Source organism: Neobacillus sp. CF12, assembly GCF_030348765.1.
In the GTDB taxonomy this organism is placed as follows: Bacteria; Bacillota; Bacilli; order Bacillales; family Cytobacillaceae; genus Neobacillus.
The window spans coordinates 3,311,968-3,335,369 of the sequence record NZ_JAUCEU010000007.1; the positions used below are offsets into that span (position 1 = coordinate 3,311,968).

General features: G+C 39.7%; 13 protein-coding genes. 1 reads left to right on the forward strand and 12 read right to left on the reverse strand.

Translation table 11 applies throughout. The features are described 5' to 3' along the window. Positions 1 to 11: 11 nt before the first annotated feature. A complete protein-coding gene (locus QUG14_RS15790) occupies positions 12 to 1,052 on the reverse strand; it encodes a glycoside hydrolase family 43 protein (RefSeq protein WP_289341472.1) in 1,041 nt (346 codons plus the stop codon). Positions 1,053 to 1,341: 289 nt separating this feature from the next. Between QUG14_RS15790 and QUG14_RS15795 the strand changes: the two genes are divergently transcribed. Continuing rightward, the gene (locus QUG14_RS15795) at positions 1,342 to 2,562 is read left to right on the forward strand and encodes an ROK family transcriptional regulator (protein WP_289341473.1); all 1,221 of its coding nucleotides are present in this window, start codon (positions 1,342 to 1,344) and stop codon (positions 2,560 to 2,562) included. 102 nt (positions 2,563 to 2,664) lie between these two features. Here the strand turns inward: QUG14_RS15795 and QUG14_RS15800 are convergent, their stop codons facing one another. The 11 genes from QUG14_RS15800 to QUG14_RS15850 all read right to left on the reverse strand — a co-directional run bounded on the left by QUG14_RS15800 (position 2,665) and on the right by QUG14_RS15850 (position 23,389). Beyond that, entirely contained in the window at positions 2,665 to 4,890 is a 2,226-nt protein-coding gene (locus QUG14_RS15800; protein WP_289341474.1) for an alpha-galactosidase, read from the reverse strand. Between the two features lie 114 nt (positions 4,891 to 5,004). Beyond that, positions 5,005 to 8,184 (reverse strand): glycoside hydrolase, encoded by a 3,180-nt coding sequence (locus QUG14_RS15805; RefSeq protein ID WP_289341475.1) that lies wholly within the window; start codon positions 8,182 to 8,184, stop codon positions 5,005 to 5,007. 242 nt (positions 8,185 to 8,426) lie between these two features. Further along, positions 8,427 to 11,453, reverse strand: a complete 3,027-nt coding sequence (gene lacZ, locus QUG14_RS15810) for a beta-galactosidase, LacZ type (RefSeq protein ID WP_289341476.1) — start codon at positions 11,451 to 11,453, stop codon at positions 8,427 to 8,429. Between the two features lie 36 nt (positions 11,454 to 11,489). Then, positions 11,490 to 12,308 carry a carbohydrate ABC transporter permease gene (locus QUG14_RS15815; RefSeq protein WP_483310732.1) on the reverse strand — a complete coding sequence of 273 codons (819 nt, stop codon included), beginning with the start codon at positions 12,306 to 12,308 and terminating at the stop codon, positions 11,490 to 11,492. After that, positions 12,301 to 13,164: a carbohydrate ABC transporter permease gene (locus QUG14_RS15820; RefSeq protein ID WP_289341477.1), complete on the reverse strand. Its 864-nt coding sequence runs from the start codon at positions 13,162 to 13,164 to the stop codon at positions 12,301 to 12,303. The genes QUG14_RS15815 and QUG14_RS15820 overlap by 8 nt, the downstream gene beginning before the upstream one ends. Before the next feature lie 437 nt (positions 13,165 to 13,601). Beyond that, entirely contained in the window at positions 13,602 to 14,885 is a 1,284-nt protein-coding gene (locus tag QUG14_RS15825) for an ABC transporter substrate-binding protein (RefSeq protein ID WP_289341478.1), read from the reverse strand. 177 nt (positions 14,886 to 15,062) lie between these two features. After that, entirely contained in the window at positions 15,063 to 16,820 is a 1,758-nt protein-coding gene (locus QUG14_RS15830) for a sensor histidine kinase (RefSeq protein WP_289341479.1), read from the reverse strand. 14 nt (positions 16,821 to 16,834) lie between these two features. Continuing rightward, on the reverse strand, positions 16,835 to 18,352 hold the full coding sequence (locus QUG14_RS15835; protein WP_289341480.1) for a response regulator transcription factor: 1,518 nt from the start codon (positions 18,350 to 18,352) through the stop codon (positions 16,835 to 16,837). Between the two features lie 188 nt (positions 18,353 to 18,540). Continuing rightward, positions 18,541 to 20,406: a DUF2264 domain-containing protein gene (locus QUG14_RS15840; protein ID WP_289341481.1), complete on the reverse strand. Its 1,866-nt coding sequence runs from the start codon at positions 20,404 to 20,406 to the stop codon at positions 18,541 to 18,543. 17 nt (positions 20,407 to 20,423) lie between these two features. Next, entirely contained in the window at positions 20,424 to 21,548 is a 1,125-nt protein-coding gene (locus QUG14_RS15845) for a glycoside hydrolase family 88 protein (protein WP_289341482.1), read from the reverse strand. A 14-nt stretch (positions 21,549 to 21,562) separates the two neighbouring features. Then, a complete protein-coding gene (locus QUG14_RS15850) occupies positions 21,563 to 23,389 on the reverse strand; it encodes a heparinase II/III family protein (RefSeq protein WP_289341483.1) in 1,827 nt (608 codons plus the stop codon). Positions 23,390 to 23,402: the final 13 nt, after the last annotated feature.

Consider the following 23,402-nt stretch of genomic DNA (forward strand, 5'->3'; position numbering starts at 1 on the left):
TTTACTTCCCCCTACCTGAGTTTTTGTTCTTTGTAAGTTGGACCATCAATTTTCAACTTACCATCTTCAAAATAGATTCGATCCATATTCATTACCCGATCGCCACTTGGGTCATCAGGAAAAGTATGAGTATGGTAGACAGTATATAAAGTTTTTCCATCAAGACCAGTTGCAACACTATTGTGCCCTGGACCTGAAATTCCATTCTCTAAATCTTTTGATAAGATAGGATTTTCTATTGCTTTAATAAAAGGTCCCATAGGATTGTCGGCAACTGCATAACCCACCCCATAATCGGAGCTTGCATAGAAGTTTGAAGAATACATAAGGTAGTATTTACTGTCATGCTTCAATACAAAAGGGCCTTCATTCCATTGGTAGTCTCCATTTAAACCTTCCCAATCCTGATCGGGCTCAAGCAATAATTGTGGTTCGCCAATTAAAGACGTTAGTTCATCATTCATTTCTTGAACGAATATCTGACTCACATGATACCCATTAATGATATTTTCGGAGCAGTCCTTAACATAATAAAAATAAGGAGTTCCATCATCTTCAAAGAAAATGTGTCCGTCTATGTAAGATCCAGACTGTTTGATGATTTCGGTACTTATATCTTCAAATGGTCCCAGTGGTTCTTGACTAACGGCCACTGAAATTTGCAAATGACCTTCCTTGTTACGTGCACTGTATGTCATATAATATTGGTCGTTATGTTTAACTACTTCAGGAGCCCAGAAATCACCTGTTGCCCACTGATTAGTCTGTTGTTCAATATCATAAACCAGACCTTTTTCTTCCCAGTCCACCATGTTATCCGACTGCCAAGCTCTAAAACCAATTGTAGCTGCAGAAGTAGCATACATATAGTATTGGTCCTCATCCTTTAATACAAATGGATCACCTATATTCGTCATACCACCAATTGGATTCTTATATGTGATTGATTGTTCTTGCTTCATTGAAAATAACAGCACCCCAATTCCTGCTAAAAGTAAAATAGAAACTACCGCTATAAGGATTATTGTTTTCTTCGTGCGCTTTTCTAACAATACCTCATCCCCTATTGCCATTTTGTTATTAGGTATCCCCTCCTAAGCTTGGCAGATGTTAATTTTTCAACTAGATTGATTACGCTTACATACTTACATAAAAAAATAAATATTTAGTAAAAATTTTTACTACACTATCAATATATAACCAATAATATTGGCTGTCAACAATAATTAATTAATTTAATTAACTATTGTTTCGAGTAAATTCTATTCTTTGCATCTTGTATGATATTATATTATTACTTACTCTATAAATTATAAAAACAAAAAAAAGGGAGGTATGTGGATGATGGACGTTACTAAAACTGGCAGTTTTGAAAGAATGAAGTCATTAAATCAATCAACGGTATTAAATATGATACGTCTTAAAGAACCTATATCAAGAGCAGAAATAGCAAAGCAAACTAACTTAACCCCGCCGACTGTGAGTTCCTTAGTCAGTGAATTAATTGAAAAAAACTTAATTAAAGAGGAACAGTCCACTACCTCGAAGGCAGGCGGCAGAAAACCTATCATGCTGCGGATCAATTATTCTGCTCATTATATCATCGGCGTATATGCTGCTTCAGAGGTTGTTCGTGTCATTTTAACTACCATGGATGGAAAGATTATTGAGAATTATGTAAAGCAGATCATAAATCTTCCTTCTAAAACAGAATTTATGAATTTGCTCATTGAAAGTATCAATTGGATAATAAAGAAAGCTGAATTCAAAAAAGATTTAATCCTTGGGATCGGCTTTGCTATGCACGGATTGGTTGATTCAGAACAGGGGATGGCTATTTTTTCACCCCATTTACAGCTAGAAAATATACCAATAAAAGAAGGGTTAGAAAGAGAATTCGACATTCCCGTTATTGTGGAAAATGATGTTCGTGCCTTGGCTTTAGCAGAAAGCTGGTTTGGGCAAGGACAAAATGAATCTGATTTTATCTGTATTAGTGTTGGACGGGGTATTGGTTCCGGTATCTTTATAAAAAATGAAATCTATAAAAGCTCTTTTCATTCAGCAGGTGAAATAGGTCATACGATTGTAGATGTGAACGGTCCCAAGTGTCAGTGCGGAAATCATGGTTGTTTAGAAGCCTATGCATCTGAATCGGCAATTATCAATAATGTCAAAAAGGAACTAGAAGTTCAACCCGATTCATTTAATCTCGAATGGATGAACGATAGCAAAAAAGAACTTAACATCAAAATGTTATTTAAAGCCGCCAGCGAAGGGGAGCCCTTAGTTGCATCGATCTTGGAAAAGGGCGGTCATTCCCTTGGGTTAGCTACGGCCAATATGGTAAATATTCTTAAGCCTTCAAAAATTATATTAGAAGGCAGCATTTTCGAAGAAGGCGATTTTGTTTTACAGCCACTCATAAAAATGATAGAAAAATATAATTTTAATAATTCCAATGAGGAAATTCAGATTGTTTGTTCAAAATTAGGTAAAACAGGCATGGTTTTAGGGGCTGTGACGTTAGTATTAAGGAAAATGTTTAGCACAGAAAGCTAGGAAATAACATTCCATAGTTAACACAGATTTTTATAGAAATTAAAAAGAGGCTCCTAAAAAGTCTATTTATATGACTTTTTAGACAGCCTCTTTTTCAAAAGATTAATTTATATGTTCATCCGTACTTTTTAAATAAAATATTTCTGATTGGAAATCGCCTCTTCGCCTCGACGATTTCAAGTTTACCCCGTTAAACTCCGTTGGAAGCTGAAGACCCACTTGCATTAACTCATCACCATAATAGGTTCGCCCATCGATCTCATATGCTTTATCTTCCGATAGTCCACTTAGACGTAATGTTTGCTGTTTTCGGGAATTAGCTGTAGCCAATACCTTATAATAGCCAACTAGTGCTTCCGATTGGTCTGGACTAACCACCATCCATGCCGTCTCATTACCGGAGAAAGGACTTAATAGCCGGTAAAAATGGCCATCCCGAATCAAGCGGCGCTGCTCTTTATAAAAAGCAACCTGCTCTTTAATCTCCTCCCTTTCCTCTTCTGTTAATGAGTGCGGATCCAGTTCGTAGCCAAATGTTCCAAAGTAAGCTGTATTTGCCCGTGTAGACAATGGGGTCTCTCTAAATGTTTGATGATTTGGAACATCTGAAACATGGGAGCCCATACTATACAACGGATAGGCTAAAGATGTGCCATATTGAATCTTCAACCTTTCGACCGCGTCGGTATTATCACTCGTCCAAGTCTGAGGTGCATAATACAGCATACCAGGGTCAAAGCGACCGCCGCCGCCGGCACAGGATTCAAACAGGACATGAGGGAACTCACTCGTTAACCTTTCATACAAAGAATACACACCTAAAATATAGCGATGGAAAAACTCGCCCTGCTGATTGGATGCTAATTTTTGTGAGAAAGGCTCCGTTATGTTACGATTCATGTCCCACTTTATATAAGACAGTTTTGTTTGTCTAATAATCCCAGACATTTTTTCGTAAAGATAATCAACAATTTCAGGTCTGGAGAAATCAAGTACCAATTGGTTACGCCCTAAAGTACGATGCTGGTCTAGCATTCCTACAGCCCAATCAGGATGTTCTTTAAACAACTCGCTGTTTGGACTGATCATTTCAGGTTCAAACCAGAGACCAAATTTCATCCCAGCATCATTAATCTTTTTCGCCAAGCTTTCTAGCCCATTCGGAAGTTTATTAAAGTCAACATGCCAATCTCCTAGAGAAGAAGTGTCATCATTTCTTTTTCCAAACCAGCCATCATCAAGGACTAACATCTCAATTCCCAATTCACTGGCGGACTTTGCAATATTTACTAGCTTTTCCTCATCAAAATCAAAGTATGTGGCTTCCCAATTATTGATTAATATCGGACGATCTTCCCTTTTCCATTGTTCCGGAATCAGGTTTTCGCGGTAAAGCTGGTGGAAGGCCTGACTCATCCCATTTAAGCCTTGATCGGAATAAACCATTGCCACTTCTGGTGTTTGAAATGTTTCTTTCGGGTTAAGTCCCCAATTAAAGCCAAACGGATGGATCCCGACTGTTAACCTTGCCATATCGTAGTGATCTACTTCCACCTGCATGATGAAATTACTGCTATATACGAAGTTAAAGCCGTAGACTTCACCGGTATGCTCCGTAGCAGTTGGCCTTCTTAATGCTAAGAATGGATTATGGTGGTGAGAGCTGGCACCCCGTAAACTAGAAATCGATTGAATTCCAGTTTCAAGCTTCCGTTCCTTTACATGCCTTTCACGGGCCCATGCCCCTGCTAAATGGGTAAAAATAAAATCCTTATCCGGCACGTCAAGTGCTGCTCCCATTAACCGTTCAATCACAAGTTTCTCTGGACCATTGTTTGTCAGTGAGGCACTTCTTGTAATCACAGGCTTATCCGGAAAAATCGTATAGTTTAATCTCAACTCAGCCTGAAGGAATTCATCCTTTAGGAGAATCTGTAGTGTACTAGCTTCGTTGCCGTACGTTGCTGGAAGTCCCTCAAGACGTGGTTTCCCTTCTAACACACGATAGGAGTCATAAATAAATGTAGGAACATGGGATTCATTTTCTTTCCCGACAGAAATGGCTGGTTCACGGAAATCCGAATTTCCGTAAGCAGGATATTCTTGTCTTAGTGTTTCCAAAACAAAGGCTGGATCATCTGAATACACATGACAGCTGGCACCTGTTGGAACATCATAAACTTGTAAATGGGAAAAGTCGTCTCTATGACGCAATGCCTTTCCATAATAAAGATGGCCTAACTGGCCATTTTTCATCACATGGAAAATATAACTTACCTGACCATTGGTTAAATGAAACTGTTTTTTCTCAGAATCAGTATGTATCATCAAAATCACCTTATCCTAGATTAGTTTAGTATTCATGAGTAAAGCTATGCTATAAATAGGGGAAGCTACTGAAAGCCTCCCCCTTTGTAAACATTTGAAGTACTATTAGTATAACTATTGACCTACTAGAGTACCTTCCTCATTAACAAATTTAATGGTATAGGTCTTCTGCTGTTTACCATCCTCAGATGTCACGGTAATAACAGCCTCCCCTGGCAGGGTCTCAGGCAATTTAATTTCTGTCTTAGCTAAAATATCGCTTGTAATTCCTTCAACCTTTAACTCCTTGTGGATACGGCCATTCATTTCTACTTGATAGGAGAAAGTGTCTGTTTTAAAGTCCTGAAGGGGCTGTCCATTAATCAGAATACTTTCTAATGATGCATCCTCTCCAACTCTTGGGACAGAAGTTTCACCTTCTCCCCATACCATCAGTTCGGAAATCGCAATACATGTTTTTGGCATAGCGGTCATCATCGCCCGTACTTTTGAAGTAACAATCGGTTCAAAAGAAATATTAACCTCTTTTCTAGCATCTACATTCGTTTGTGTTCCTTCAATGTCGATCCAGTTACTTCCATCCCAGTACTGTAGGTACAACGTTTCTGCTGGTCTTGTGCCTCCAAAATCGTCATAGAAATGGAAGTCTACTTTTGAGATTGTTTCTTCCGTACCTAAATCAATTGTTACCGTATCTTCTGGCCTCCATGTATTTGGATCCCAGTTTGTCCAGCGGACACTGGAAATCATTCCGTCAATCATATTTTCCGGCTTGTCATACATTCCTGTAAAGGAAGCACCTGCCTTTGTTCCAGATCTTAAAGATAGATTTTCCAGTGCATCTTCTGTGACTTGAATTTGTGCAATGGCTTTGACAGGGCTGTATGGATTTTTCCCACTTACGGTAAATTTCCCATAATCAGCGTACAATAATGGGTCGATTTCATCCCAACGGACTTCTACTTTCCCATCTGACCCATTTGCTAGTTTAACTGCCACTTCTTTCGGTAATTCTGGAGCTGCTCCCGGTATCGTTTTAATTTTTACAGGCTCGAAACTTTCAATCTTTGATACCGTAACAGTTGCGATGGCTTTGATTTCCGTATGTTCCACCGTACCCTCTACCGTAAAGACATTTTCTTTAGCATAAAGTTTTGGGTCAATTTCATCCCATACTACTTCTTTTACAACCCGGTCACCATTTCCATAGACAGCTGTTACCTCATGCGGAAGAACTGGTGCTGTCTTTTTCTTTGGTACCGTAACGTTAGTGTGTTCAACTTTGACGATATCTGCTTTTACCAATTGCCATACTTGATTGTTACCTGCGTTTGGCTGCCATAGAGTGGCTTTAGCGTCCTCCGCGATTGATTGTCCACCGATTTCTAACAATTGACCATTTCCAACGTTTACGAAGGTAAATTCTCCATTTCCATAGGTTGAAAGAGTCCACTGTTGATTGACTTGATCCTTATCATCTTGTAATATAGCAGCTCCATTTGATGAACCAAGGATCCTACCAGTTGCTGGATGGACGATTTGATAACGCTCCGTATTGCTGTATCCATCGGTTACCTTTTGAATCTTCCAGCTCTGACTTTCTTTCTCATGAAGTGTTGTTTTCTGAACAACCGTTTGGTTGTCTGAAGAAATATCAAGTGCTTTATTACTGTGTTTGTTAATCAGTAAGTATTCTTCTTCGTAATCAACAACACTTTGTTCTGAGTTGACACCTGAGACGTTTGATACAACAAAGGTTGTAATCGACTGTGGTTCTACCGTTGCAGATAATTTCTTATCAGCAATTTTTATAGCTGAACCCTGAGCAATATTTTTTGTTGCTGAGGTTACGTAAGGAATCGCTTCTGCATTTTCTTTTACTGTTCCAAACCCGGATAAATCGAAGTTGAGTGCTTTTTCCTCGGTGCTGTTGTTGGTATAGACAATAACGACGGACTCTTTCTGTTTATCAATTGCTGCTAGCGTACTGGTGCTATTTGAATTAATTACTTGAGCACCAGGGCGAATAAACTTACTGTAGTTCCCCATCGCATAATACTTTTTATTTTTATAAATCGTTACCTTGCTAAAATCTTCTGGATCAAAGTCTACTTGAATTAATCCCCAGTTCCCATTTTCGTGTTCCGGCCTCATATTGACTTCATCTTCAATTGACTGCCAAAGCACCCAAGCCTCTGGTTCCAATTTCTGAATATCAGTAGTAATCCGTTCAGATAATCCAAGTCCCGTGCGGATATCCTCATGATTTTGACCGTAGCCTCCTGGACTTAAATCCACTTCTGACATCCAGAGTCTTTTTCCGGATATTTTGGCAAGATCTCTTACACCTGTTTGCTCCTCCGGCCAGTACGTATGTACATTTAATTGACCAATGTTTGCTCGTGTCTCAGGACTATATTGCTCCCAATTCTGCCTAAACTTTTGAGGATTTGTTTCATCCATTCCCGATACTACTGTAGTAAGTTGCTTTTCATCTAGTTGCTTTTTCACTTCATTGATAATTTTCTGTTGTGAAGCATGTGACCAGTTCGAACCTTCTTGTCTTCCTAGTGCACGCCAATAGCCTGTGTTTGGTTCATTTATAGGAGACAGTGTTTTAAATTCAATTTCCATATCTTTTTGTAGGCGATCAACAACTGTTGTTAAATACGTTGCGAATTCTTCATATTGATCTGATTTTAAATTATCCTTCCATGGATCCCAGTTACCAGATACATACCCGCTTTGAGTCATAAAGTATGGAGCGGAATTGGAAAATGCTTCGAACGTATCGGCACCTCTCTCTTTTGCAGCTTCAAGCCACCAGCGTTGATTTGCATCCGCATCCCAATTCCAGTGGTTTGGATTTTCTGGATTCCACCAATTTTCTATACCCGGTTGAACATCTGCTGGCCGGTTCCAAAAACCAGGGACCGCTCCGCCTTTACGCATATATGGCTCGGTCTCGGGTGAATCTCCTCCGCCGATATTATAACGAGCAATATTAAAATTTAATCCTTCTTCTCCAAAAAGATCATCAGCTAATTGATTTCGAAGTTCATCTGGCCAGCCTCCGGTAATATTAGCAAACCAAACGAGCGCCGTTCCCCAGCCATCAAATGGCTGATGCTGATAACTTGGATCTAATTTAATCGTTTCCACTCCGGTGTTAACTTCGGCAGCGGTTTCATTTGCAGAAGCCGAATGTGGTATTGCCGGTGAAAGAATCCCCACTAGAAGCAATACAATCAAACCATAGATAAAAAACTTTCTTCCATACTCCCCTTGTAACATCAATATATCCTCCCTTTTTTAGGTAATCTCTTGATGTTCGTATTCTAAGTTGGATGACAATATCTAAAATCTGCAGATCATGCAGTTTTTCAGATCAAGGTAATCACCCCCTTAAATGAAGAGTTAGCTTATCTTATAGGTCTACATATTCAGAATATTCAGACATAGAAAGACAAAAGTATATCTTTTTACCTGCTAATTTAACTGTGAAGAGGCCGTTCCCCGGCACTCTTCACAAACTATTAGACTCTTTGAATCATAAACTCAAATTCCATGTCCTGATCAGCCTTAATAAGGTGCTCATCATGAACAGGAGCTCCCCAGCTGTCGTCCCCGCCAACACCCATCTGCTTACCGGCAACTGTTACAACCGTATAATGAACAGGTGGAAGTTCATAAACATGCTGTGCATTCTCAAGTTCAAATGCCGTATATGGACTAAGGTTGCATTCCAGCGGTTTCGTTACCGAAGAAATTTTTATTCCCTGACCGTTACCGTTTGTCACACTGACGCGGCGGACACCGGTTCTATTACCAGATTCCTGCGGCATGACATATCCTGATAAATTATCGCTTACTTGATTTTTAAAGATACCAAGTTTAGCACCCATAGCCCGGTCAGAGTAATTCTCTTCAGGTCCCATCGCATACCATTCTAATTGATCATAATCTGCTGGAACCTTGAAGGACACTGCAAAAATCGGTAACTGCGGCAGATTTTCTGCCCCTTTATAAACAGCCTTAACCTTTACACTTCCATCTGAATTAACAGTGTAAATCGTTTTAACTTCGATATCAGGATGAATGGAAAATTTATAAGTAAAGCCTACACTTACATGATTTTCTTTTTCTTCTACCTCAATATTTACACACTTTCTCGCCAGGCTCGCTGCATACCAAAGTCCGGAATGGAAACCTTGAGAATACCCTCGATCATTGTCCGTCGTTGCTCTCCAGAACAATGGTGCTGGTGGTAGTGCCACCATTTCTTTGCCGGCATAGTTCAGTGAAACTAAACTTCCTGCACCTTTTGAGAACATCACCGTAAAGTCACGACCGTGAACGCCAATATTGACATCCCCGTAGGCAACCCGTAAATCACCGCTTGCTGGAGCTATTTCGCTTGTACCCACTTGATAAACAAACTGACCAAAAGCAATTTCATATCCCGCTTCAGCCCAAAGGGTACTTTCCTTCAACACGAGTGATGTTTGAACGCAATACTCACCTATTTCAGCATGGAACTCTGCAGGGATTTCAAACTCGAAGCGTCCCCCACTTTGCGGTTCAACAGCTGTAAGCACTGTATTTCGGTACAATTCCTTTCCTTCACGGAATAGAACATACTCTAGTTCATAGTCAGCAGTATTGGAGAACAAACTCTCATTTTTAATCGTAACACCTGTCTCATCTGGTATTAGTTTGAAATCTTGGTATAAAAATTTCACTTCCTGCATTTTAGGAGAAAGTTCACGATTCGCATAGACAATTCCATTTGTACAGAATCCATAGTCTGTCGGGCGGTCACCAAAATCGCCGCCATATGCAAGGAATTCATTTCCGTAACGGTCCTTTTTATAAATGGATTGATCGATATAATCCCAAATAAATCCGCCCTGGTACATTGGATACTTTTGTTCTAAGTCCGTATATTTGTACATGCCGCCAAGTGAATTCCCCATTGCATGCATGTACTCGCAGCTAAGATAAGGCTTCTCTGGATTGTCATTTAAATATTTCTCAATATCAGCAGGTTTTGCATACATGCGGCTTTCCATATCACTCGTAGCATTATAATCACGATTGTGGAATACTCCTTCGTAGTGTACGAGTCTGCTAGGGTCAACATTTTTGAAATATTTCGAGACATTCAAAATGACTTCACCAGCATATGATTCATTACCACAGGACCAAATCAAAATTGATGGGTGATTTTTATCTCGTTCTACCATCGAGATTGCACGGTCCATGACAATAGCTTCCCACTCGGGCTTATTACCCGGAATATTCCAAGAAGGCTCCACTGCTCCCATCTTTTGCCATGATCCATGCGTCTCAAGATTCATCTCATCGATGACATAAACGCCATATTCATCACATAATTCGTACCAATAGGTTTGATTTGGATAATGTGAAGTACGTACCGCATTAATGTTATGACGTTTTAGCGTTTTAATATCCCAGATCATGTCTTCTTTTGTAATCGCCCGGCCGTGGCGGGGGTTGAATTCATGACGGTTCACACCCTTGAATACAATTCGCTCTCCATTGAGGTGCATAATTTTATTCACAAGTTCAAATCTTCTAAATCCAATCTTTTGTGGAACGACCTCTACTAAGCTTCCTGCTTCGTTGTAGATTTGGATAAATAATTTGTACAAATAAGGATTTTCTGCACTCCAAAGTGCAGGCTGCTCAACAGGCATCGTAAGCGACCATTTGCCATCTACTTTTTCAGCTTCAGCAGTTTGAACATGGCCGCCTTTTCTATCAACTAATTCTGCAGTTATTTTCGAAGCGGCTGAACCTTGTATCTTTAAATCGACTGAAAGTGTCCCTCTCGTAAAAGTCGAATCCAATTCGGGACGAACATGGAGGTCAGCAACATGAATTTCCGGAACGGTGTAAAGGTAGACATCACGGAAGATTCCTGAAAAACGCCAGAAGTCCTGATCTTCCAGCCAACCGCCGGTGCTCCGCTGATAAACTTCTACTGCCAGCTTATTCTCTCCATCTACTAAATAAGGTGTAAGGTCAAAATCAGCAGGTGTAAAGGAGTCTTCACTGTAGCCTACGAATTCACCATTTAACCAAACATAAAAAGCTGATTCTACACCTTGAAAGGAAATATAAACCGGTTGTCCCTGCATATTTGCAGGAACGTCGAAATATTTCACATAACTCCCAACTGGATTATGGTCAGTCGGAATCTCCGGCGGACGAAGTTCATGATGCCCATCCCAAGGGTACATCGTGTTGACATATTGCGGCTGCCCGTAGCCTTGAAGTTGGATATGTCCCGGAACCGTAATATCTCCCCAGCCAGCGCATGGATATTCTTTTTCAAAGAAGTTCACTGGTCTATGGTCAGGATTTATACTGTAATAAAACTTCCAATCTCCGTTTAATTCATGACGCATTTTCATTTGGGAAGCGCTTTTTGCCTCCGCCAATGTTTCATAATAGACATGGTCTGAATGGGCTGGAATACGATTGACTGCAAATACATTCACATCTGTAAGCCATTTTAAACTTGGAGTGGTTGTCATATCTATGCACTTCCTATCTTCAATAATTGAAATTTACTATTTTACAGAACCCATCATACCCGCAACAAAATGCTTTTGCATGATAAAGAAAATTAGTGCTGCTGGCAGGGTTGCAATAACGATGGCTGTCATAATAACACCAAAGTCGGGTGAATAACTTGAACCTAGGTTAGAAATCAGCAATGGAATCGTCTGATTTTCTGGAGACTGAAGTACAACCAGCGGCCATAAGTAGCTGTTCCAGCTTGCCATGAACGTAATGATTGCAGCTGCTGCATAGGTTGTTTTCATTGTTGGAATATAAATTCTGAAAAACACACCTAACTCCGTTAAACCGTCAATCCTTCCTGCTTCAAGGATGTCCTTTGGAAACATTTTCGTGCTTTGTCTAAAGAAAAAGATCAGAAAGGCGGTTGTAACCGTCGGTAAAATAACTGCTGAAATAGTATCGATACCAATTATCGGTGTCGTTTGTGAAATCGTTCCAAACATACGGAATAACGGAACCATTAATGCTGCAAATGGTATCATCATCGAAAGCAATAGGAAGTTAAACACGTAGTCCTTTGCTTTACTTTGGTAAATTTCAAATCCGTAACCAGCCAATGAAGCAATCAGCATCCCTAGCACGGTTGTAATAATCGAGATTTTTGCTGAATTCATTAATGCTGGAACGAGATCAACTGTACTCAATAGATTGTTTAAGTTCTCCATAAAATGGGTGCCTGGTAATAACCTGCCTTTTGTGACATCAACTGATTTGTTCGTTGAACTGACAATCATCCATAAAAATGGAAAAATCGAAATGATAGCAGCAATCGTTAGAAATCCATAACCGAAGACTTTTTTAAGCATTTTTATCACCTGCCACTTTAAACTGAATAATAGAGAAGATCACAATCAGAATCACAATCGCGTATGAAACAGTAGCCGCATAACCAAAGTCCGGAGTATATTTAAAGGATAGATTGTAAATATACTGGGAGATGGTCATTGTTGCATTCCCAGGTCCACCCGCCGTAATATTCATAACCTCATCGAACAACTGAAGCGTACCAATGGTGGAAGTAATCGAAGTAAACAAAATAATTGGTTTTAACATTGGAATGGTAATCTTGAAAAAGGTTTGAATGGGTGAAGCCCCGTCTATTTTCGCCGCTTCATAAATAGATTGATCGACGTTTTGCAGTGCAGATAGATAGAAAATCATATTATAGCCAGTCCAGCGCCATGTAATTGCAGCAATGATTGTGATTTTTGCCCAGAACGGGTCTGTTAACCATTGAATCGGTTCTGCAATCAGGGACAGTTTCATTAACATAATGTTTACGATGCCATCTTGCCCAAACAAATATTTGAACGTAACAGAATAGGCAACTAGTGAGGTTACACATGGTAAAAAGATGGCTGTTCGGAAAAAACCTTTAAACTTTAACGCTTTATCATTTAGTAGAACGGATATGAATAAAGCTAGAATAATCATAATTGGTACTTGAATGATTAAATAAACGACTGTATTCTTTACCGTGGTCAGAAATACTGGGTCTTTTAATAATCGTGCATAATTTTCGAGGCCGACAAATGTTAAGTTTGTTCCCCTGCCGGATTGTAATGACATCATGAACGCTTGAATCATCGGGTAAAAGTAAAATAAACAAATCATTACAGCAGCAACAGCAACAAATGACCAGCCGATAGCTGTGTTTTTCATTCGAAGACCCCGAGTGGATTTAACTGTCTGTATGGGTGGGTTAGCTTTTGCAGGTATCACATCAAGTCAGCTCCTTACCTAGTTATGTTTTTTCTCGTTTGAATTTTTTGGCTGTGTTAATCTTGTCTGGTTATTTCCGCTCCAGGCACTTCGCTTTCCGCGGGCGGTACGTGGAGCCTCCTCGGCGCTTAAGCGCCTGCGGGGTCTCCACTGCCCCGTCCTCCCGCAGGACGTTGAATAAGCTTCAGTGAATATGCACCGCACGAAGAAAATGCGATAGCATTTTCGAGGATCTACGTGCCTTCCGCTCCAAATAACCATTTTGCTATAACACAGCCCTTAATATAAAAGCCTCGAAATCTCGCCTGACACTTAATCGCTCCACTAAACCGAAGAGGAGAAGCCGGCGAGTACCCGAGGCTTACACTCTTATTAAATTATTTTACTTGTGTTTCAGCTTGGCCTTGAGCGTCTTCTAACGCTTTATCAAGATCTTTACCTTTAATGTAGTTTTGTGCTTCTACTGCAAGAATGTCTTCAATTGCATAGGTGTGTAAACCGAAGTTTACTTGTGGAATTTCAGCAGTCCAGTTTGCGAAATCAGCAATGATTTTCTGTCCGCCAAAGAACTCGTCTGCAGCTTGGTAAGCTTCACCTTCAGAGGCTGGCTTATACGTTCCAATTGCACCAATTTCTTTATTGATTGTTTGATAGAACTCAACGTTTGATCCAAACGTTTTTGCTAGGAAATCTGCTGCTTTTTCTTTCCCTGGTACATTCAGAACATACCATGAGCTTCCGCCTAAGTTTGAAGCATTAACAGAATTATCTACGCCAGGAAGTGTTGGGAATGGTACAACCGCCCATTTTCCAGCTTGTGAAGCTTCCGCTTTAATGGAAGGAGTAATCCAGTTACCTGTTGGCACAGTTGCAACTTCACCGCTATTAAAGCCAGCTAAGAATTGGCTCCAGTCAGATACAGGTTTCACTAAATCCGCGTCTAAAAGCTTTTTATACGTTTCAAAAGCAACTTTTAATGCTTCATTGTCTGCCAAGTTAGGTGTTACACCATCTTCTTCTAAGTACCATGAACCAGCCGTTTGGATCATCATACGAATCAAGCCAAGGTCATTTGGATCTTGTGTTAACATTTGTTTGCCAGTTGTTTCTTTAACTTTTTTACCAATTTCAATGTACTTGTCCCAGTCGATGTTTTGTAGATCTTCAACTGTATAACCAGCTTGCTCTAAATAATCTGTTCTTACATATAATCCTGTTACTCCAGTATCAAATGGAAGACCATAGTTTTTACCTTCAAAGCTTGTTGGAGCAATTTTATAATCAGCAAAATCTTCTGCTTTAAATGATCCAGTCATTTCGTGGAACATGTCAGGATATGCTTGTAGGAAACTTTGTGCTCGATAGTCTTCAATTAACACAACATTCGGAAGACCTTTAGTCGTACCAGAGCTCAAGCTTGTGTTTAGCTTTTGAATAATGTCATCTTGAGCATTTTCAATAATTTCAATCTCTACATCTTTATTTTCATATGCTTCTTTTGCTAAGTTCATCGCTTTAATGTTGAAATTTGGATCCCATGCCCACACGGTTATCTTATTTGTATCTTTTGCATCTCCGGAAGTATCTTTTGTTTCTGACCCCGAAGAACAGGCAGTCAATAACAGTAGGCTTACTAAAAATAGAGCAAGTACTTTCTTCATTGATATTCCCCCAAGTGATAATTTTATTTGTGTTGTAAGCGCTATCCGTCTTACATTTCCTATGTTAGCACCAGCCCGGGGTTAACTGTTAGGACGATATTTTTAATATCTTGTATTATTTTCAGATAATTGGTCGCGTTTTCATTTTGACATTTGTACTATTTTTAGATTCTTGGATTATTTTTGAATCGGTAGTGTTATCCGGACCTTTGTCCCTTCACCAAGACTGCTTGCGATGGTAACTCCATATTCTTCACCGTAAATTAATTGAATACGCTCATGTACATTTCTTACCCCAATTCCGGAGAAATGCTGCTGCTTACGCCTCGTGTTTGGAAGATTGTTATCCTCTGAAACTTCCATTCCGTCACCATTATCGATTACTTCACAAATCAAGGTATTCCCGTCCTGCCAAACAAGAACATTGATAAATCCTGCAGGCTTACGGATAAATCCATGGAAAAAGGAGTTTTCCATAAAAGGCTGAAGAATCAGTTTCGGGATTTGCAGGTCCATGCAATCAGGCGTAACAAAATAGTTTACTTTAATCCGATCACCATAGCGTTTTTGATTAATTAATACATAATTCCTTAAATTATCCATTTCCTGTTTAACCGTAATGGTTTCACTGACATTACCTATCGTGTTTTGCAGCAAGGAAATAAATGCATTAATCGTCGCTTCCGTTTCTTCTTTTCCGCCCTGTTGGACCATGAATTTAATGGATGTTAATGTATTGTATAAAAAATGCGGGTTAATTTGCTGCTGAAGAGCAGCCAGTTCCGCATTCCGCTGATTTTTTTGTGAGACGACGAGCTGGTCCACATACTCATGAAGCTCATCCAGCATCGAGTTAAATGCATTCCCGATTTGTCTTGTTTCATACGTCCCTGAAACAGTTACATACTTATCAAACTCGTGTTTAGAAGTACTCTCAATTTGCTTCACCAGCTTTGATAAAGAGTTGGTCATTCTTCTTGAAGCGAAGAACACAATAATCAGCGCAACAAACACAATCCCCATCGAAATTAGCACGATCTGCTTCTTATCAATTAAGGTGCCAAAGGCTGTTTTTTTATCGATAATATTAAACATATACATTTCAAAAGATGGGAGGTACTCCATCAAGATGATTTGTTCTTTTCCTAAAAAGTCCTTAATAATGTAATCTTTTGGTTCAGATACTATTTCCTCGGCGTAGCGAAGCAGTTCCTCAGACTTTTCGCCAATCAGCTTTGACTGATCGCTCGACATAATAACTCCAGATTTGTTTACTAAGAATACATGATTACCAGGACTTGTGTAGCTGGAGTAAAACTCCCTGAATTCATTTTCTTTAATAGCAAAATACATCGTTCCATAGACATTTCCAGAAGTTCGTTCCATTAACGCTTTCGAAGTGACAATATAACGTCCATCCTCTTTATCCGGACGTTCGTCGTATTGGTACATCAACCGCTTAGGCTCCCTAAGCGTATTCTTGGTAATGTCACCGGTCTTCAATTCATCATCGGTAATGGGCCAATAGGACCGGTCGGTCGCATAAATGATTCCATTTATCCCCGTGACAAGGATGCTTGTCTCGTATGTGTCCACATTAGACTCTATTCGATTCATCTGCTGACCCAACGTATAATAAGCATTCATTCGCTGGACATTTGTGCCCTCTTCTGTAAGGATTCTCTTTATGGTGCCGCTCTGCAATAAATTGTTAGACGCAATAACCACTGAATAATTATATGTCTCGAAACTATCTTTCACCTGATCCATCACTTTCGCATTGGTGATACTGAATTTTTCAAAAAAGAAGTCTTCTGACATCCGAATCGTTGTCCACGTTATCGTGACTGAAACGGTAGTAATGATGATCACACTAATTAGAAACATGGTAATAAATAAATTATTATGTCTAAACCGTTCAGGAATAAATCTCATCTTAATACCATCTCTTATCTCGTGTTTTGTTTTCTTCGATATTGACTTGGTGACAGACCTGTCATTTTTTTGAACACTTTGCAAAAATAACTGTGATCAGAATAACCAACCATTCCACTAATTTCAGAAATCGTTGCCCTTCCCTCAACAAGAAGCTTTGATGCTTCTTCAATCCGAATCCGATTAATATACTCAATAAACCCTTCACGATTATGAGTTGAAAAATAACTTGATAAATAGGAAGGATTAAAATGAAAATGCTTCGCAACATCTGTAAGGGTTAGCGGTTCCGCATAATGTTCCTTGATATATTCCAGCAACTTTTTCATATTTTGATTATCGAGATGAGTTTGGGAAGAAGAAATACATTGCTTTGCTTCCGTAATAAACCTGTTTAATTGGTCTTTTACCTCTATTGCAGTTTGTGCTTCTTCAATCGACTTAAAATAGGAATACTTGGCATGATCCAATTCCTTTACGTCGTACTCCATGTTTCCGAGGAGAACCGTAATGTTAAAGACAATGTTGCCGATAAAAGCCTTGTATTCGTAAACATCTAATGTGTAACAGTTAGATAGTGCTGTTACATGTTCCTGTAAATAGTTAAAAGCATCTTCAAAGTTCTTCCGCTTAAACTCACCTGTAAACCAATCTAAATTAAAACTGTCACACTGCGGCTCTGGATAAGGTAAATCCTTTTCCATCAATAGGTGCTGCTCGGAAAAATAAAAACGATAATTCAAAAGTTTTACCAGACATTCTTTGTATATAACTGTTAACTGTGAGAAGTCCGTGAATGTTTTACTAAGTGCAAAACCATACCCGTCCATTGATTCCCCAAGCTGCTTAACATATTTAATGAACTTAGTGAAATCATCTCCGTTTACAAGAACGATATTTTGATCGTAATGAAAGGAATAATCTTCTCGCCCAAACTCAGCTTCAAATTTCCCCTTAAGATGATTAGGTAATTCTGTTTCCCCGCTTTGTAAACCAACACCTAATAAACAAAATTTGCGATAAGGAAACACTTCAGAAATTTTCTCAACATCATAATTCACTTCATATCCTGCTATCAATTTCTTAATAATTTGCCCGACGGAGAGATCCGCAGCAACCTGCTTGTCCATCATTTGAAGGGACGGAATTCGCTCAGCAGCGGCCTTCAACGCTTTCAAGAGCCCCTTCGACTCAAGTTTCGGCTTAAGAATATAATCAACTACTCCACTTTGAAAAGTGGAGCGGACATAATCAAACTCTCCAAAACTACTTAGGATAATTACTTCAATTTCCGGATAGCGTTCCTTGACAATTCTCGTTAATTCTTCACCATCCATAATCGGCATTACGATATCAGTGATCAGGATATGAGGATGTTTCATCTCGATTAATTCGAGTGCTTCCATGCCGTTTGAGGCTTCTCCAACAATTTCGAACCCTTCCTGTTCCCAATTTAAATAATGCTTTATTCCTTGTCTAATTAATTGTTCATCGTCAACAATAAGTACTCTTCCACGTTCCCCAACTGTCAAAACCGATCCCTCCAGAGGGTGAAAATAATTTGATACAACCTATTTTATTATAGTTTTTTCATTTTGGGAAAGGTTGAAGATAGTACATACTGAAACTGCACAGCACCATACACAAAAAAAAAACACCATAATTCGTTTATCAATTATGGTGTTTACTAATATAATATCCATTAAAACACGCTGGATCGTTACGATGTAACTGCTTCTTTTTGAATGACCACTGTTTGTGTCCCAAGTGTAATAATCATTTCATCATGGGTAATATCAACATGGGGTACCAGATCCCATTGACTTACTTCATTCTCACTGCCAGGTTCTCCAAACACTGCGTTTACCAGCCAGTGTGTGCCTGGCTTTAAGCTGCCTTTGACTGTAGGGATGACCGTTCTTGGATTTATGAGATTTGTATTTGCATTCGCATAGACCAAATCCGGTTGGCCCTGTCCATAAATGCTTACAATACCGCTCGATCCCCAAGGTAATTTCGCTAAACTTTCCTGCTTATTCAGAATGACCTCTGCCTTTTGGCCTTGATGTTCCTTATTTTCAAGTCCTAATGCAAATCCACCATCCGCATAATCTATAGCCCTGTTTGTCTCGATGCAATGAATACGAATATGCCAAGGTGCTCCGGCTACAAGCCACGTTTTTATATCGACATCTGCAAATGGCTTCCAATTGGTGTAAATAACATGTTCTGAAACACTAAAGTCCACACATGTTTTTTTACCTCTAAATAGATTGTCACACTCACTAATTGCTAACATGGAGTCAAATGCGCCTTGGGAAAGCCCCCAATCTGCTTTTTGTACGCTAAATCCAAATAGATTCGAGTAAGCAAATTTTTCATATTTGGCTCCTACATGCGGGTGTTCATTTGTGTGCTTATACCCAGCGTTAAATGCAACAGTATGACCTCGTTCCTCTTGCCTGCATACTATAAACCGTGGAGATTTTTGGACAATCTTCTCCTTTAAAGTCGGAAGAGGCTTTTCCTCTGCCTGCCAAAATGGATGCTCTTTTGGGAGTGCTAAAAACAAGAAAGTTTTTAGCGCCCAATACGGTGAACCGGATGCATTGTAATTTTCTGCCATTACCAAATTGGGATAACAATATCCAATCGTTAGCAGCCCATTGGAATCGAATATAGGCTGGTTAAACCACCAACGAAGGTTTCTTAGGATTAGCCCCTTTATTTCCCCTAGTGAAAAAGGCTCTACCCCAGCGTAAACGAGGGCGCTCCAAAAGGCAGATTGTGAGAATCGGTAAGCTAGACTTCTGCCATAGGGAAGTGCTGAACCATCTTTTGAAAACCAATAGATAAAATCCTTGGCAAATGTCGCTGCCCTGTTTCTATACTTCTCTGCCCTTTTTGGATCATCCTTATCCATTAGTTTCGCATAAAGCAAACTATAAAAATGAATGGCAAACGGAACATAATAATCACAGTGAGCATCAAGTCCGTCAGCATACCAGCCTTCCTCTAGATAAAACTCATCAAGTCTGTCTAGATTCTTATTTACATTTTCCCGATCATAAGGTAATCCCACTGCCTTAAAACCGAGGTTAACCAGTATTGGGAAAAACAGCCAATTACAATCATAAACGCTAATACGATTAATTTGGTTCAGCCAGGCAAAAAAGTTAGCCTTTTCCTCATCAGTAAGCGGGTCCCAAACTTTTTCAGGCACTAGTGCAAGTGCATATCCATATGCGGCCATCTCAACTGCGCGCTGATCAAAGTCAGTAATGTTTCCCCAATATTCTTCATGAGCAGGGTCAGTCCCGTTCTTTATTCCTTTTAAGCACAGCTCCCATACTTCTGAACTTTCTCCGCCAGCAAGCAAAGGAACCAAACCCCAAAGCACTCGAGAGAAACCTTCTAAACCCGCAATATCATCAGAGTAACTGGCACCCGTGTTTCCAATTTCCAGACGGGCTCTGTCTTTACTGTAAAATGGTTTCAAAGGATGTACAATTTGCTTAACGGCTTCTATCAAATCTTCTCGGGATTTGAGTGGATTCTTTTGTATCGGTAAATCAACTTTTAACATACTAGGGTACCTGCTTTCTACCAGAATAATTCCTTGTAACCTCTTAATCTAGCAAGTCCTTCGACAAAGTAATAATCACCGTAAATCAACGGATTATTCATATACTTCTGTTCTGGAAAATGGCTTGTTCCCTGTAAAACCAATCCTTCTTCTGTGCCTTCCCAGTCACCATAATTTTTATAAAGGGATTCAAGAATTCTTTCTCCAACTCTTTGATAAATTGGAGCCTCTGCCGCGTTCACTTTATCTGCTAGTAATAGGAGACCACAGGCTGCAATGGCACCTGCAGAAGAATCCCTTGGAGAGTCAACATCAGCTGGTAGGAGGAAATCCCAAACCGGAACATAATCCTCTGGTAAATGGGAGATAAAGAAATGTGCCACTCTTTTTGCACTTTCCAAGTATTTAACTTCCCCTGTGTAGTGGTAGCTCAAAGTTAATCCATAAATGGCCCATGCGTTCCCTCTTGACCATGCTGAATCAGGACTATACCCCTGCCCGCCAAGCGCCTCAATTCTTTCCCCGCTTTCTGGATCAAATCGGACAATATGATGGACTGCTCCATCACTTCGAATAAAGTGGTTTAATACCATTTCCGCATGTCTTTTAGCAACACTCTTAAACCTAGGGTCACCTGTTTCCTCAGACGCCCAATAGAGGAGCGGCAGGTTCATCATACAGTCAATAATTGCTACACCGCTGTTGTCTTCCCCTTCTGTCCATGGGTTCCAGGCACGTATGTAGTTACCATTTACATTAAATCTGCCCATTAATAGATTTGCTGCCAATAAAGCACGCCGTTTCGAATTCTCATTACCTAGAAGTTTATAGTGAGCTACGCTTGTTAATGTCCACATAAAGCCCATATCATGGTCTAGGCGGTAATAGTCTTGTTGAACAGCATCAAGCTTTTCTTCACATTCAACTGCCAACTGCTTTAATTCTTTGTTTTTACTCTCTCGATATAATTGCCATAGCAATCCTGGCCAAAACCCAGCTGTCCACCAATATGGTTCCGCAAGAACATATTGACCGTTTTCACTTGCGTGAGGGAAATTTGCCCCTATTCTTTTGCTTGTTCTTTCTACTTTTTCATTCACCTTCTGCCAGGCATCATGTACCCATTGCGGTTGTTCTGTCATATTCTCCACCCTATCTACTCAAATTGGAATAGTAATTGCACCTTACACTCTTTAACCGGGTTCAATACGGTAAAGTCAAGCGCATAGTTCTCTTCCATATTCCCGAAATGATTGATAAAATTTAACTTCTTTACTTCCAAATAAAGCAGTCTGCTATCATATTGAATGCTCAGCCTCTGGTTTCCTTCTAGAATCACTTCATTCTCTTTTTCCGTTATCTTCAAAGCTGGAGTAATCAGTCTCTCCATTATGGATACGGGCTGGTCACTGAAAGAATAGATATCCTCTACGATCAGCTTTGGCTGATTCATTTTCACCCACGTAAACTTTCGAGTTAAACGTTGAAGGATCTCCAATTCATATGCTTTTGCCAGGTCTAATTCAAAGACATCTTCTTCCCTGCCTACATCTGCCTGAAGAATTCTAGCCTGCCTTAATGAACCTTCTTCCTGAAATTGATGGTTGATAATCGGAACTGAATGCCCCTGAGATCCATTACATAAAAACGTATAACGTTTCTCACTAAAATAATCTTTATTATATAAACCACTGCCTAAATCCTTAAAGAATACTTCATTGTTTCCTTGGAGGATAAAATGACCAATATCATTATGATTGTGTGGTTCGTTGTTATTTCCACCCTTTGCAGCAAAAGAGAAGCTTCCGAATTTTGTTTGGTGCCGTGAAATAAACCATTGTGAATCTTTGAAAAAACGGCTTCCATTCTCCCATGGTTGATCCGGAAGTGTTTCATCAAACCATAAAAGGTTCCGAATTGCCGGTGCCCATCTGCCGCAATGATCTGCAGTAAATTTAGCACGGAGTTTTCTTTCCGGGATTTCAAAGTCCTCATAGACTTTGCTTAAATAATGACTCATTCCTAAAAATACAGAAGCGGTTGGTAGTGCATCCGAAAAGTTAACCACTTGATTCTGATACAGAAAACACCTTTGTTGAAAGAGAGCGATTTGGTGTATCTTTTCACTAGTAAATAAATCCAGTTTCCCACCAGTTTTCTTTCTTAATAAATCCGCAAAATAGACATAATATCCAAAGCCATATTGCCAATAACCATAGCCTTCAAGGCAAACACCATCGTTGCTGAAGCCTTTTAAATAGCAGTCCATGGCAGGCAGAACCCGCTCTAAAATAAGGGAGAGTTCCTTAGAATCTTCGATTAAATGCATGGCAGCAGCACCAATTGCCCCTGCACATACAGCCGCCCAGTTATGCTCCTGTGTTTCCCATTCATATTTCGTTGTATGGAAGGGCCGAAACACTCGTTTATACACTTCTACATAAATGCGCTTACGTATTAATGGATCTAAAACGTCTTCCGTAAGCTTAAGTATCTCTGCTAAGGCAAAAGCTGTTTCAGCAGAAAATAAATCAATACTATCATTTTCAACACTATGTTTTTCGAGCGAACAGTTGATACTCGTGGATGTTTCTGGGCTATTTTTTAAATGGGCCGGCAGACACCAGGAATACTCATTACAAATAGACCAAATAATGTTTTCTAGTGCCGCAACATACTCCTTGTTCTCTGGTTCAAGCAAAACCATTATTGCAAAGGTTGTAAGGCGATGTCTTTTTTGAAAGTAAACCTTTTCAAATTCAAGCCTCGAGCCATTCTCTGTAAATATCCTGAAAAACGAATACGTCAACTCTTGCTCTGCTTCCTGCAGCAGCCGCTCTCCCTCAACACGTATCTCTTCAATAAGAAGATTAAATTCAGGATTAGCAGCTGCGTTTCTCCACCATTCTGTTTTTTCTTCTGTAGTAGAGAATAACAGTGGCGTCTCAGAAACTAGCAAATTTTTTATATCATTTGAAATCAATGATTTCTACCTC